This window comes from Subtercola sp. Z020 (genome assembly GCF_002931235.1).
Taxonomy (GTDB): Bacteria; Actinomycetota; Actinomycetes; order Actinomycetales; family Microbacteriaceae; genus Subtercola.
On the sequence record NZ_PSTT01000053.1, the window covers coordinates 1 to 13,793 of the forward strand.

14 protein-coding genes are annotated in these 13,793 nt (G+C 70.3%); 2 read left to right on the forward strand and 12 right to left on the reverse strand.

All coding sequences use genetic code 11. The features are described from left to right. The coding region (locus C5B96_RS07365) for an NTP transferase domain-containing protein (RefSeq protein ID WP_146078110.1) at positions 1 to 988 on the forward strand (988 nt) is incomplete at its 5' end. Here C5B96_RS07365 and C5B96_RS18015 read toward each other — a convergent pair. From C5B96_RS18015 to C5B96_RS07385, 4 genes are read right to left on the reverse strand one after another with little or no spacing between them, the layout of a single operon-like run. Further along, on the reverse strand, positions 952 to 1,953 hold the full coding sequence (locus tag C5B96_RS18015) for a MurR/RpiR family transcriptional regulator (RefSeq protein ID WP_304466023.1): 1,002 nt from the start codon (positions 1,951 to 1,953) through the stop codon (positions 952 to 954). The two genes, C5B96_RS07365 and C5B96_RS18015, sit on opposite strands and share 37 nt — an antisense overlap. Continuing rightward, on the reverse strand, positions 1,950 to 3,317 hold the full coding sequence (locus C5B96_RS07375; protein ID WP_233189061.1) for an allantoate amidohydrolase: 1,368 nt from the start codon (positions 3,315 to 3,317) through the stop codon (positions 1,950 to 1,952). Before C5B96_RS07375 ends, C5B96_RS18015 begins: the two co-directional genes overlap by 4 nt. Next, complete coding sequence (locus C5B96_RS07380) at positions 3,314 to 4,606, reverse strand: alanine--glyoxylate aminotransferase family protein (protein WP_104244449.1); 1,293 nt, start codon at positions 4,604 to 4,606, stop codon at positions 3,314 to 3,316. The genes C5B96_RS07375 and C5B96_RS07380 overlap by 4 nt, the downstream gene beginning before the upstream one ends. A gap of 59 nt (positions 4,607 to 4,665) precedes the next feature. Further along, positions 4,666 to 5,754: an acetamidase/formamidase family protein gene (locus tag C5B96_RS07385; protein ID WP_104244451.1), complete on the reverse strand. Its 1,089-nt coding sequence runs from the start codon at positions 5,752 to 5,754 to the stop codon at positions 4,666 to 4,668. Positions 5,755 to 5,882: 128 nt separating this feature from the next. On the opposite strand from C5B96_RS07385, the gene C5B96_RS07390 reads away from it, so the two are divergent. Then, positions 5,883 to 6,641: a YoaK family protein gene (locus tag C5B96_RS07390; protein WP_104244453.1), complete on the forward strand. Its 759-nt coding sequence runs from the start codon at positions 5,883 to 5,885 to the stop codon at positions 6,639 to 6,641. Positions 6,642 to 6,669: 28 nt separating this feature from the next. Here the strand turns inward: C5B96_RS07390 and mutM are convergent, their stop codons facing one another. The 8 genes from mutM to C5B96_RS07430 form a co-directional block, all read right to left on the reverse strand. Further along, positions 6,670 to 7,599 carry a bifunctional DNA-formamidopyrimidine glycosylase/DNA-(apurinic or apyrimidinic site) lyase gene (mutM, locus tag C5B96_RS07395; RefSeq protein ID WP_104244455.1) on the reverse strand — a complete coding sequence of 310 codons (930 nt, stop codon included), beginning with the start codon at positions 7,597 to 7,599 and terminating at the stop codon, positions 6,670 to 6,672. 55 nt (positions 7,600 to 7,654) lie between these two features. Beyond that, a complete protein-coding gene (gene rnc, locus C5B96_RS07400; RefSeq protein ID WP_104244457.1) occupies positions 7,655 to 8,359 on the reverse strand; it encodes a ribonuclease III in 705 nt (234 codons plus the stop codon). Between the two features lie 68 nt (positions 8,360 to 8,427). After that, entirely contained in the window at positions 8,428 to 8,631 is a 204-nt protein-coding gene (rpmF, locus tag C5B96_RS07405; RefSeq protein WP_104244459.1) for a 50S ribosomal protein L32, read from the reverse strand. Positions 8,632 to 8,634: 3 nt separating this feature from the next. Continuing rightward, positions 8,635 to 9,270 (reverse strand): DUF177 domain-containing protein, encoded by a 636-nt coding sequence (locus C5B96_RS07410; RefSeq protein ID WP_104244461.1) that lies wholly within the window; start codon positions 9,268 to 9,270, stop codon positions 8,635 to 8,637. 9 nt (positions 9,271 to 9,279) lie between these two features. After that, on the reverse strand, positions 9,280 to 9,963 hold the full coding sequence (locus tag C5B96_RS07415) for a hypothetical protein (RefSeq protein ID WP_146078111.1): 684 nt from the start codon (positions 9,961 to 9,963) through the stop codon (positions 9,280 to 9,282). Between the two features lie 15 nt (positions 9,964 to 9,978). Continuing rightward, positions 9,979 to 10,923, reverse strand: coding sequence for a LysR family transcriptional regulator (locus tag C5B96_RS07420; RefSeq protein WP_104244465.1), 945 nt, complete (start codon positions 10,921 to 10,923; stop codon positions 9,979 to 9,981). 189 nt (positions 10,924 to 11,112) lie between these two features. After that, on the reverse strand, positions 11,113 to 12,450 hold the full coding sequence (locus tag C5B96_RS07425; protein WP_233189062.1) for an aspartate aminotransferase family protein: 1,338 nt from the start codon (positions 12,448 to 12,450) through the stop codon (positions 11,113 to 11,115). A gap of 89 nt (positions 12,451 to 12,539) precedes the next feature. Continuing rightward, entirely contained in the window at positions 12,540 to 13,697 is a 1,158-nt protein-coding gene (locus C5B96_RS07430; RefSeq protein ID WP_104244511.1) for an ABC transporter substrate-binding protein, read from the reverse strand. Positions 13,698 to 13,793: the final 96 nt, after the last annotated feature.

The following is a 13,793-nucleotide window of genomic DNA, read 5'->3' on the forward strand; positions in this document are numbered from 1 at the left end:
TCTCGGTCGCGAGCAGGGCGACGAGGCTGTTCGCCGCGGCGTAACTGTCGAGGGCGACGACGCTCTGCACCGGGCACTCCAGCCAGACGGCGGCGCGGGGCGCGGCGGCGCGGGGTCTCTGGGCGGAGACGCGCGGGTGGCCGGGGTGCTGCTCGCGGCGGGCGCCGGCACGCGCATGGGCCAGCCGAAGGCGCTGGTGCGGGGCGGGCGCGGCGAGGCGTGGGTCGTGCCGGGCGGGCGCGGCGAGGCGTGGGTCGTGCGGGGTGCGCGGGTTCTGTTGGACTCCGGATGCTCGCCCGTCGTGGTGGTGATCGGTGCGGCCGCGGCAGACGTTCGCGCGGTGCTGGCGGCGGCGCTCGGCGCGGAGCCCCGACTCGTGGTCTGCGAGGCGGCGGACTGGGCCGACGGTATGGGGGCGTCGTTGAGGGCCGGGCTCGGTGCGGTGGCGGCGAGTGCGGGCGCGGGTGCGGGCGAGAGCCCGGGCGCGGGTGCGGGTGGGGGTGGGGGTGCGAGCCTGGACGCAGTCGCAGTCGCAGTCGCAGACGCAGACGCAGTCGCAGTCGCAGTCGCAGACGCAGACGCAGACGCAGCAGAATCGCAGCCCGAGGTGGTCGGGGCGCTCATCACCCTCGTCGACACACCCTCGCTCCGCGTCGAGACGATCGCTCGGGTACGCGCGGAGGCCTTCCGGGGCGGCCGAGGCCTCGCCGCGGTCGGCGACCACGCCCTGGTGCAGGCGACGTTCGACGGTCGGCCCGGGCATCCGGTGTTCCTCGGCCGGGCGCACTGGGCGCCGCTCGCCGCTGAGTTGCACGGTGATTCGGGAGCCCGGCGGTACCTGCTCGCCCGCGGCGCCGCCCCGGTGGAGTGCGCCGACCTCGAACCGGGCCACGATGTCGACAGCCTGCGTCCGCCGTCGCGGGAGACGCAGGGGGCCGACGGCTCCGCAGGTCAGCGGGGCGACTCCAGCTCGTCGAGGTCGGTGTAGAGCCGGTTGATCGCGGCGATGCGGGTGCGCGTCGTGCGACTCGAATGGCCGAGGGTCTCGGTCGCGAGCAGGGCGACGAGGCTGTTCGCCGCGGCGTAACTGTCGAGGGCGACGACGCTCTGCACCGGGCACTCCAGCCAGACGGCGGCGCGGGCGGCGTGACGCTCGGCGGAGTCGTCGGCGAGGAGGATGACGGGTGCGCCGAGTGCGGCCGCGGCATCCACGATCCGTGAGAAGCCGGCGGGGCGGCGGCGGAACCCGACGAGGACGACCGCGTCGGCGGCGGTCAGCCCACGGAGTTCTTCGGCGATCGACTGGCCGGGCTGGGGGGCGAGGCGAACGTCGGCGAGGCCCTGCACGAGTTGTTCGCGAAGGTGCAGGGCGACGGGGTAGGAGTTGCGGAGCCCGATGACGACCACGCGGCGGGCCTGGGCGATCAGGCCGGCTGCGGCGGCGAGGCGCCCATCGGCGGCGAGGGCGAGCACGGCCCGGAGGTTGGCGAGCTCTCGCTCGAGGTGCGCTTCGAGCGTCGGCGTCGGGCTCGGGGTCGGGCCGGTGGCGGCGCCGCGCGCGATGCCGGGGCGCGCGGCCGCCGGTGCGATGGCCGCTGGCGCAGGGGCAGCCGGCGCTGGGGCCGCTGGCGCAGTGGCCGCCGATGCAGCGGCGGCGTGCGCCGAGCCGAGGGTGATGCCGCCGAGCGGAACGCCCTGGCCCCGCAGCGCCCGGGCATGGGCCCGCACCTCCTGGGCGTCGGCGTAGCCGAGACTGCGGAAGAGGCGGCTCACGGTGGCCTTCGACACTCCGCTGAGGCCCGCGAGCTCGCTGGCGTTGTAGACGGCGAGGTCGTCGAGGTGGTCGAGGATCACGTCGGCGGCGCGCTGCTCCTGCGGCGAGAGCTCACCGTACGCGTCGGCGATCCGCTGCCCGATGGGGGCGGGCACTGCGTCGGAGGCGGGCACGGTCACGCGGGATGCGCTGCGACCAGCGCGCGCACGGCCGCCTCGAAGGCATCGGTTGCGGCGGCCACGTCTTCTGCCAGCACGTGCTCGTCGGGGTGGTGGCTGACACCCCCGCGGCAGCGGATGAACAGCATCGCGAAATCGGTGACGTCGGCCACAGCCATCCCGTCGTGCCCGGCGCGACTGAGCAGCAGCATCGGGTCGGTCTGGCCGGTGCTCCGGATGCCCGTTTCGATCGCCGCGCGGAGTCGGGGGCTGCAGGCGACGGCGGGGGCGCTGTGCGTCTGGCGGGATTCGACGGTGAGCCCCCGGCGCGCGGCGACCGCGGCCATGGCGTCGCCCAGCTGCTGCCAGACGCGGTCGCGGTCGTCGTCGAACTCCGCACGGAGGTCGAGGCTCAGTTCGACGCGGCCGGGAATCACGTTGACCGCGTTCGGGAAGACGTCGAGGTGGCCCACCGTGGCGATGAGCCCGGCGCCGCGCGCGGTGCTCTCGATGAGGGAGACGATCTCGGCCGCACCGGCCAGGGCGTCGTGGCGTCGGTCGAAGGGGGTGCCGGAATGGCCCGCCTGGCCGGTGACCGTGATGGCGAAACGGCGGGCTCCGGCGATGGACGAGACGATGCCGAGGGCGTGACCGGCCTCCTCGAGGTACGGGCCCTGCTCGATGTGCGCTTCGAGGTAGCCGACGAGATCGTCGGGGCGCCGGGCGGCGGCGGCAAGGCCGGTCGGCGCGCTGGCGTCGGTCACGGCATCAGGAGCCGGCGTTTCGAGCGTGGGATCGAGCCCGAACGCGGTGTACGCGTCACGGAGGGTGATGCCCTGCTCGTCGACGAGGTCGAGCCAGTCGGGGTCGAAGGTTCCGGCGAGCGCTCGGCTGCCGAGCAGGGCCCGGCCGAAGCGGGTGCCCTCTTCGTCGCCGAACGCGACCACTTCGAGCGCGAACGGAAGGTCGATGCCGCTGGAATGGATGCGATCGACTGTGGCGATGGCGATGAGGACGCCGAGGATCCCGTCGTAGCGCCCGGCAGCGGGAACGGTGTCGAGGTGCGAGCCGAGCAGCAGGGCCGGGAGCCCGGGGGTGCGGCCTTCGAGGCGGCCGCACTGGTTGCCTGCGGCGTCTTGCCAGGTGCGCATGCCGGCTTCGAGCATCCACTTCGCGGCGAGCGCGTTGACGGCGCGATGCTCGTCGGTGAGGTAGACCCGGCGGATCAGGCCGCCGGGCAGGGTGCTGTAGGCGGCGAGTTCGTCGCAGCGGGCGAGCAGCGAGACGGCGCCGGTGCGGTCGAGGGGCCCGGTGGCGGGCGTCGCGTGCGGGGCTGCGGATTCGTACGGGGCTGCGGCTTCGAGCGGGGCTGCGGCTTCTGTCACAGGTCGACCGTCTCCAGGGCGGCCAGCTCCACCGCGCGCGCTTCGTCGGCAGCGCGTTCGTCGGCAGCGCGTTCATCGGAATAGAAGTCGAGGGCGGCGCCGACTCCCCCGCCGGCCGACACCCCGGCGCCTGCGCGGCGCAGCACCTGCTCGAGGGCGGCGAGCGTCGTGAGCACCGTGTCACGCCGAGCGTTGTAGCCCATCGTGCCGATGCGCCAGACCTTGCCGTGCAGCGGGCCGAACGAGGTTCCGATCTCGATGCCGTAGTCGTCGAGCAGTTCCCCGCGCACCGCGTCGCCCGAGACCCCCTGCGGGATGTACACCGCCGTCACGTTGTTCATCTTGTGCGAGACGTCGCCGAAGACCTCGAGCCCGAGGCCGCGGAGGCCCTCGAGCATGGCGCCGCCGTGCATCCGGTGCCGTTCGACGGCGACGTCGATGCCCTCCTCGACGAGCAGGCGGGCGCACTCGCGCGCGGCGTAGAGCATCGACGTGGCCTCGGTGTGGTGATTGAGACGCTTCTCGCCCCAGTAGTCGAAGATCATGGCGAGGTCGAAGTAGTTCGACCGGATGGGTGCGCGGAGCACCTCGTCGCCGTCGGTGCGGATGCCCGCCTCGATGCTCTTGCGAGAGTCGATGAGCTCCACGGCGCGCGGCGAGAAGGTGGCCGGCGCAGATCCGCTCGGGCCGGCCAGGCATTTCTGCAGGCCCGCCGTGACGGCGTCGAGGCCCCAGGCATCCGCCTCGAAGGCGTTGCCGGCGAGGGATGCCGTGACATCCGTGTAGAAGATGACGCCGTGTTCGCGGCAGATCGCGCCGAGTTCGTCGAGGGGCTGGGCCATCGTGGTGGAGGTGTCGCCGTGCACGACCGCGAGGATCTTCGGTTGCGTCTCGCGTATGGCGCGCTCGATCTGCTCGGGCGTGAAGACGGTGCCCCACTCGGCCTCGATGACGTGCACCTCGGCGCCGGAACGCTCGGCGATCTCGCGGAGCAGGTGACCGAACCGGCCGAAGACCGGCACGAGCACGCGGTCGCCGGGCTCGATCATGCTGATGAGGGCCGCTTCGATGCCGGCGCGCGAGGTTCCGTCGATGAGCAGCGTCTGTTCGTTCGCCGTGCGGAACACCTCGCGGTAGAGCGCCATGGTCTCGGTCATGTAGGCCGTCATCGCCGGGTCGTACTGGCCGAGCAGCTGGGCGGACAGGGCGCGCAGCACCCGGGGGTCGGCGTTGATCGGGCCCGGGCCCATGAGCAGGCGGCTGGGCGGGTTGATCGGCAGGCTGGCCATGGGGTCTCCGGATGCTCGTGAATCAGATGTTTCAGGGTAGCACTCGTGCAACAGATGTTTCAGAGCGCGGCGAAGTCGGCGACGCGGATGCGGGCGTGCACACCCTTGACGATGTCGACCACCTGCGAGATGTTGAAGTCGGTCGCGGCGCTGAGGTACGCGTAGGCGAGGTGCGGATCCATGCCGTACCGCGCTCCGAGCAGCCCGATCGCTGCGCGCACGCAGTGCTGCACCGCCTCGTCGAGATCGACGCTCAGACCGGTCGGTACGAGGAACTCGCGGGTCTCGGCGAGCGGCCCGACGAGCCGGCCGAACTGCTGCAGGGCATCCTGCTGCTCGACGACGTCGAAGCGCACCGTCACCCGAAGCGACGCCTCCATCGCGGTGAGCGCGACCTCGCCGTCGCCCTGCGCGAAGTGCGGATCGCCGACGTAGGCGAGGGCGCCCGGTACCTGCACTGGGAGGTAGAGCGCGCTGCCGGCGGTCAGCAGGTTGATGTCGATGTTGCCCCCGTGCGGGCCGGGCGGCACCGAGTGCGGGCGGGTGTCGCCCGAGACGGCGACGCCCATGATGCCGAGGAACGGCGCGAGGGGAAAACGCACCACCTGCGGGCCGCCGGGCGTGACCGGCAGGGTGCCGACCCGGCGGCCATCCGGATCTTCGTCGACCGCCGAGAAGACGCTCACCGTCTCGAGGTCGGCGGGGTACTCCTCCGGCAGGGCCCCGCGGCTGTGCCGATTGGAGATCACGCCGTACGGAACGCGGGGCAGCGCCTCGACGAGCGTCATCTGCAGGAGGTCGCCCGGGCGGGCGCCGCGCACGCGGATCGGGCCGGTCACCACATGCGGGCCGTCGGAGCTGCGATCACGGGGGTAGTCGGAGCCGGCGAGAGCGATCGCGTCGTCGAGCACGTGGTCACGGTCGACGCCGTGGCCACGGAAGTAGCCGAGCGGGTCGCGACCCTGGTCTTCGAGGATGCCCTCGTGGCTCAGCGTGTCGATGGTGACCTCGTCGCCGGAGTCGACCTCGAGCACCGCCTCGTCTGCGGCGCAGGGCAGGCGGCCCCACAGCACGTTGCGGCCGGTGGCGGGCAGATAGTGTGGGGACCGGATCGGGCCGCTCTGCGGCTGGAGCGTGTCGAAGTCCATGTTCCCTCGTGCCTCTCGGTGCGTTCCAGGCCGGCTGCCCGGGGCAGCCGTTCGCCGGTCTTCTGCCGACCATCCGCCGACCCTTCGAGAGTAGTGCCGCGCCCCCCTGCGGCCGAGTGAGGAAACCGATGCTCCGACGACTCAGCAGCAACACGCCGAAGCTCCACCTCGGGCTGATGCTCGCCCTGACCTTCTCCACCGGCGTCGTCGACGCGGTCGGCTACCTCGGGCTCGACCGCGTCTTCACCGGAAACATGACCGGCAACGTCGTGATCCTCGGCATGGCACTGGCCGGTGCCGACGGCCTGCCGGTGATCGGGCCGGTGATCGCGCTGCTCAGCTTCATGCTCGGCGCGGTGATCGCGGGGCGGGTTCTGCGGCCGATCAAGGAGGGCTGGACGCATCGCAGCACGACGTTGCTCACAGTGGTCGCGGTGATCATGGTCGGGCTGGCGATCGCGTTGCTGATCTACGGCGGCACTCCCCCGAAGCCGGCCGAGTACATCGTGACGCTGTTCCTGGCCATCGCCATGGGCATCCAGGCGGGAACGGCGCGGCACATCGCGGTGAAGGATGTCACGACCGTGGTCGTCACGTCGACAATCACCGGGTTCGCAGCGGACTCGCGCCTGGCGGGCGGGAAGGGCCAGCCGTGGTTCCGCCGGGCGGCGGCGATCGTGCTGATCGCTGCGGGTGCTGGAGTGGGTGCACTGTTGCTGCGGCTCGGGCTCGGCTGGGGGGTGTCGCTCTCGGCGCTCATCACGGTGGTGGTGGCGCTGCTCGGCCACGTCGGTGCGCGGTACTCGTCGGCGGCGGCTTCGGCCGCGGCTCTCGAGGCCGAGCGGGCGACTCCTGCCGACGACCCGCAGGCGCCGCGCCCCGTCTAGGCCGCGCCCCGTCTAGGCCGCGCCCCGTCTAGGCCGCGGGGCGGGGGCGCTTCAGGCGCTGGCAGTGGGGGCAGAAGTGCGAGGAGCGGTTCATGAACTGCTCGCGCACGATGAGGTGGCCGCAGCGCGGGCACGGCTTGCCCTGCTGCCCGTACGCATTCAGGCTGTGCGAGAAGTAGCCGGAGGCGCCGTTGACGTTCACGTACTGCGCGTCGAAGCTGGTGCCGCCCTCGGCGAGCGCCTTCGTCACGACGAGGCGCACCTCGGCGAGCAGGCGGCGGGCGACACGCGGCCCGAGCGAGGCGGTCGGCTGCGCGTAGTGCAGTTTCGCAGCCCAGAGGGCCTCGTCGGCGTAGATGTTGCCGATGCCGCTGACGAGGGTCTGGTCGAGCAGCGCCCGCTTGATGCCGGTGCTCTTGCGCTGCAGCGCCCCGAAGAAGGTCGCCTCGTCGAACGCCGGGTCGAGGGGGTCGCGCGCGATGTGCGCGACCTGGCTGGGAATGAGGGCAGCCCACGCCGGGTCGAGAACGGCAGCCCCCGCGAACCCGGCCGCGCGACCGTCGGCGGTCGACACCAGCTCGTCGACCGCCATCGATCCGAAGATGCGCTGGTCGACGAAGTTCACCCAGAGCTCGCCGAGAGCGGGATGCTCGATGCTCACGCGGATGCGGAGCAGCCCGTCTTCGACCGCGCCGGGCGCACGGAGGAGCACCTGCCCGCTCATGCCGAGGTGAGTCACGAGGGCCCGGCCCGACGACAGCGGGAACCACAGGAACTTTCCGCGACGCACGGCCGCGAGCATCCGGTGCCCGGTGAGAAGGTCGGCGAACGGGCCGACGAGGGGGCTGTGCCGCTTGAGGGAGCGCGGGTCGAAGACTTCGACGCCGGTGATGAGGGAGCCAGAGACGGCGGGTTCGAGGCCGGCCCGCACGACCTCGACTTCGGGGAGTTCGGGCACTAGCGGCGGCGTTCGATCACGGGTGGATGCACGCCGGCACGATTGCGAACCGGCACTACGGCGTACCGGCGCTCAACAGCGCCTGCGCCTGGCGGGCCGCGACCGACTCGGCCTGCTTCTTGCTCGACCCCTCGCCGGTGGCACGGGCGAGCGCGCCGACGGTGACGGTCGCGATGAACGTCTTGCGATGGTCGGGGCCGCTCTCGGTGACCTCGTAGACGGGCGCGTCTGCGCCGAGGGATGCCGCCAGCTCCTGCAGGCCCGTCTTCGGGTCCATCGAGCGACCGAAGGTGTTCGGGTCTGACACCAGCGGTTCGACGAGGCGGAGTACGAGCGCGGTGGCGACGTCGCCGCCGAGGCCGAGGTACGTCGCACCGATCAGCGCCTCGACGGTGTCGGCGAGGATCGAGGCCTTCGCACGGCCACCGGTGAGGTCTTCGCCGCGGCCGAGCATCACGTACTCGCCGAGCCCGATCGTCGTGCCGATGCGGGCGAGAGCCACTGTGCTCACGAGACTGGCGCGGCGCTTGGCGAGCTCGCCCTCGTCGAGGTCGGGGTACCGCGTGTAGAGCATCACCGTGACGGCCTGGCCGAGCACCGAGTCGCCAAGGAACTCGAGGCGCTCGTTCGTCGGCACACCACCGTTCTCGTAGGACCACGAGCGGTGGGTGAGTGCCAGGTTCAGCAGGGCATCCGGAATCCCGACACCCAGGGTCGACAAAAGGTGCGCCCGGTCGGAACGTGCAGTCGTCTTGCTCACTGCCTCACTCCGACCCGGCGCACCCTGTGTGAAGACCGATCGCGTCGCCCGTCGGGCGCGCGGTCATCTCAGACGTCGGCGACCTTGCGGCCCTTGTACTCCAGGAACAGGGCGGTGCCTGCGGAGTCTTCGACGACCTTCGCGCGGTGCGGAAGGCTGTAGGTGGTCTTGCCGTTCTCGACGGTCTTGACCAGGGTCGGCGCGGTGGCCTTCCACTGTGCGCGGCGCATGCGGGTCGAGGCCCGCGACATCTTTCGCTTCGGAACAGCCATGAGCTAACTCTTTTCTCTCTCGGTGGGGCTCGCAGACGGAGTCTCACCGTCGGTTGCCGTGTCTGTGGAAGCTTCTCGATCCGTCTGATCTGACCCTGTCTCAGCGTGCGCACCGGAACCGGACTGGCCCAGCAGCCCGGTCAGCGCCGACCAGCGGGAATCGAACTCTTCCTGCGGTGCACGCTCGGGCAGATCTTCCAGCCGCTCACCCGTGACCGGGTCGAGTCCTGGGCAATCTGGCCGACAAACCGGCTGAAACGGGAGTGCGAGAACAACCGCATCCCTGATCAGAGGTTCGAGGTCGACATGGTCGGCCTCAACCTGATAATCAAAAGCTTCGTCAAGAGAATACGCGAAAAGCTCCGCAAACTCGACTCGAACCGGCATTTCGATGTCTTTGAGGCATCTGCCGCACACTCCGGAGGCCTCGGTGTCGACTCGCACGGTCGCCAGGATGCCGTCGTGCAGGCTCTCGAGGCGCGCATCCACCTCGAGTGTGGCGCCTGCCTGAACGGCGACGAGGCCTTCGCCCATCTTCTCCGGCACAACGATGTCGAGTTCGCGTTCGCGGAGCTCGCCGGGCTGGTGCATCAGGTCCCAGACGTTGGCCGTGAACGGGGTCTTGTTGAATTTGCTCACCGAGGGAGTTTACCGTGCTGCGGCGGGTGGTCGGCGGGTCGCTCGGTCGTTTGCAAGCGACGACGAAGCAAGGAATACGGCACCGCGGGCCGCGAGCGGTTCGTAGGCCGGCTGTTCCGATGGAGCCTCGGCGATGTCGCGCGCGCCCGCCAGCTGCAGAGACGCCAAGGTGAGCCTCGCGGCACCAATCGAGTTGAGGTCTTCGACGGAATCATTCGAGAACATCCATCCTGCGGATACCACCAGATGATCGATGGTTTTAACCGCCGATGCTTCCGACGCGACCAGGCCAGAGGCGACCAGAACAAGGAGGAACTGGGCAACATCGATTCCATATTCGTCAGTTTCGAAGGGGAGCAGCGACGCGAACTGAGACCAGAGCGCCGGAATGTTCTTCCTAGCCTTCCGACCACGGTGCGAGATGAGGAGGTCGCGCCCCTCTCGCCGCACCAGTCCCAGTCGTTCGGTCAGCACGACGAGAGAATCCACCAGATGATCGTGCGCGTCTTTCTCGTACGGAGGCAGCCAGCGGGCGTCCGAGTCGATCTTCGACGTCAGCAGGCGACCCGACGTTGCCGTCAACCGACCGTGGCGGGTCAAGGCGACTCGATTATGGTGAGCTTCCGAGAGGAGGAGCAGGAGGGGGTCCAAGCAGCGCCGTTCGTCCGTCGCTGTGGCGGTCGACGAATACATGAGCATAACTCTAGTTCAGGCGGTCGTGGGGTTGGCGGCGGCGATCGCGTCGGCCTCTGCCCGCAGCGCGTCGGCGACGGTGCGCACGGCGAGGCGCTCGGCGCGGTCGGGGCGCATCAGGGCGTAGATGTGCCGCTCGGCGCGCATGCCCGACAGTGGCCTGAGAGCGATGCGCTGCGAGAGGGTGCTCGAGGTGAGGTACGCACCGGCGGCGGTGTAGCGCGGGAGGATCGCGATTCCGAGACCCGACGCGACGAGGGATTCGGTCACCCGCGTGTCGGCGAAGCGCTGCACGATGTCGACGGGGGCGCCGGCTGCGGCCGAGATGTCGTAGAGAGTGCGCTCGAACGGGTAGCCCCAGGGCACCCCGATCCACTGTTCGCCGATGAGGTCGGCCGGGCTCACGCTGGCCTGGTCGGCGAGTGGATGCCCCGGGGGAAGCGCGACGTCGAGAGGCTCGGTCATGAGGTGCACGATGCTGAGGCCGCGGCCGTACCAGAGCGACGGCGGGCGGGTCGGAGCATGGGCGACGACGATGTCGAAGTCGTTGGTGAGGTCGGGGAACCCTTCGGAGACCGGATCGCGGTCGCTCGCGTGCAGCGTGAGGCCGGTCTGGCGGGCGAGACGGTGCAGCACGCCGGGGAGCAGCATCTGGCCGCCGGTCGGGAAGGTGGCGAGCGAGACCTCGCCCGTGGGGTCGTGGCGGAACTCGTCCCAGAGGGCGTCGGCGCGTTCGAGGGCGATGGCGACGTCGGTGGCGCTGCGGGCGAGGGCGCGGCCGGCATCGGTCAGCACGATTCCGCGGCCGGACTTCTCGGTCAGCGGCAGGCCGGCCTCCTTCTCGAGCACGCGGAGCTGCTGCGAGACGGCGGACGGAGTTCGGTGGGTGGCGCGCGCCACTTCGGTGATGCTGCCGCGCTCGGCGAGTTCGCGGAGCAGTTCGAGCCGGCGTACGTCCATGTAGCCACGCTACTCGGTCGCGCGCCGATCGGGTGGCCACGTTCGCGGGTGAGGCGCGCCGCCGTGCGCGTGGGAGTGGCGCCCCCACCCGGACGGAGCTCAGGCAACGCGCCGCCGCTGTGGCGACGGTTTCGCTGGGCTCCGTCCGGGTGGGGACGCGGCGCAGTGGGGACGGCGCGCGCCGCCGCGCTAGGCGTGCACGGCGGCCGACGCGAAGGCCTCGTCGAAGATGGTCAGCGCCTGGGCGACCTCCTCCTCGGTGACCACGCAGGGGGGCACCACGTGCAGGCGGTTGTCGGCGAAGATCGGGAGAAGGCCGAGGGAGAGCAGCTTCGCCTTGAGGGCGCCGATCGTGGCCTGCGGGAGCGGCTCCCGGGTCTCGGGGTCGGCGACGAGGTCGAGCGCCCAGAAGACGCCCATGCCGCGCACCTCACCGATGGCTTCGTGCTTCTCGGCCAGTGCCCGGAGGCCCGGGCCGAGCACCTCACGGCCGATGCGCTCGGCGTGGGCGACGATGCCCTCCGCCTGCATGGCGTCGAGCGCTCCCACGATCGAGGCCATGGCGAGCGGATGCCCGGAGTACGTCAGCCCACCCGGGAACACCGTGTCGTCGAAGGCTTCGGCGATGTACGGCGGGATGATGACCCCGCCGACCGGAACGTAGCCCGAGTTGACGCCCTTCGCGAAGGTGATGAGGTCGGGTACGACGGTCTCGCCCTCGACATGGCCGAGCGCCTGGAACGCGAACCACCCTCCCGCTCGGCCGAAGCCGCACATCACCTCATCGAAGATCAGCATGATGCCGTATGTGTCGCAGAGGGCCCGCACTCCGGCGAGGTAGCCGGGCGGGGGAACGAGGATGCCCGCCGTGCCCGGGATCGTCTCGAGCACGATCGCGGCGATGCCCGAGGCGCCTTCGGAGATGATGACCCGCTCCAGGTGGTGCAGTGCTCGCGCGCTCTCCTCCTCGGGGCTCGTCGACCAGAATTCCGAGCGGTAGGCGTAGGGGCCGAAGAAGTGCGCGTGGCCCCGTGCGTACTCGTTCGGGATGCGGCGCCAGTCGCCGGTCGCGACCACGGCGGCACCGGTGTTGCCGTGGTACGAGCGGTAGGTCGACAGGATCTTGTCGCGGCCGGTGTACAGGCGCGCCATGCGGAAGGCGTTCTCGTTGGCGTCTGCTCCCCCGTTGGTGAAGAACACCTTGCTGAAGCCGTTGCCGGCCCGCTCCAGGATGCGCTGGGCGGCCTTGCCGCGCGCGAGGTTGGCGGCGGCGGGTGCGATCGTGGTGAGCACCTCGGTCTGCTCCCGGATGGCGGCGGTGACCGCCGGGTGCTGGTGCCCGATGTTCACGTTGATGAGCTGGCTGGAGAAGTCGAGGTAGCGGTTACCGTCGAAGTCCCAGACGGTGCTGCCGAGCCCCCCGGCGATGACCATCGGTGTGAGGGCGGCCTGCGCCGACCAGGAGTGGAACACGTGGGCGCGGTCGAGTTCGTAGGCGAGGCGGCCGTCGTCGGGGTTGAGGTTCACAGGTGGTGCCTTCTTCTTCCTAGGGGTGCAGCCGGGCATCCATTCTCCGCCTGCGGAGACGGCGAGTGGATGCCCACAGCGGCTCTGCTTTACTTGCCGCCCTCGGTGAGGGTGACTGTGATGGGTGCGTAGGAGGTTCCTGTGACGTCGACACCCTCGCCCTTCAGCGCATCGAGCGCCTTCTGCACGTAGGTGTTGGTGTAGGCGTCGGAGTCGGGCTCCTTGGTGATGACCGTCGTTCCCTCGAGGTTCTTCGCGGTCATGGCGACGTCGACCGTCTGCTTCCAGGCGCTGTCGTCGATCATGCCGATTCCGTCGGGCGACGGCCAGATGAGCTTGTTGATCTCGTTGGTCTGCCAGAGCTGGTGGCTCGCACCGAGCTGCGAACCCTTGGCGACCACGATGTCCGACGCCTTCTGGGGGTTGTCGCGAGCGTAGATCCAGCCCTTCAGGGCGGCCGTCAGGAACTTGACGGTCTGGTCCTGGTAGGCCTGGTCGTTGTTCAGCTTGTCGGTGTTCGCCCAGATCGCATCCTGGAGCATGGCCGTGCCCTCGTCGTTCCAGTCGATGACGTTGAGGTCGCTCGGCTGGTAGAGCTTGCCTGTGGCCGGGTTGATCGTCTCCAGGATCTGCGCGTACTCGTTGTACGTCTCCGCCTGCGCCGCGTCGATGGAGCCGTCGAGCAGCCCGGATTCGTCGAAGGCCTGCTGCACGAGCTGCACGTCGGTCGCGGGATCGAGGCCGGCCTTGGTGATTCCGGCGAACATCTCGAACTCGTTGCCGTAGCCCCAGTTGCCGACGACCTTGCCCTTCAGGTCGGCAGCGGTCTTGATGTTCTTGTCGGCCATCGAGACCTGCAGGGTGCCCGACTTCTGCAGGATCTGCGCGACATCGGTGATGCCGGCGCCCTGCTCTCGGGAGGCGAGGGCCTTAGGCACCCAGGCCACGGCGTAGTCCACCGCGCCGTCGGCGAGCTGGGTCTGGGGCACGATGTCGGTGCCGCCCTCGACGATGGTCACGTCGAGACCCTCGTCGGCGAAGTACCCCTGGTCGAGCGCGGCGTAGTAGCCGGCGAACTGCGCCTGCGTGAACCACTGCAGTTGCAGCTTGACCGGGGTGAGGGCCGAGCCGTCAGTGGATGTCGCCGCGGAGGTCGTGCTCGACGAACTCGAGCATCCACTCAAAACGAGGGCAGCCGACGCGGCGAGGGCCGCCACGCCGAGGGTGATGCGTTTGCTGTGCTTCATCATTTCCTCCGTTGGTTCTGGTGCTGGACGGGTGGTGCGGTGAAGTGGTGCGGTCTGGTGCGTGGTGCGGTGGTGCGGGTCGTGCAGTGGTGCGGG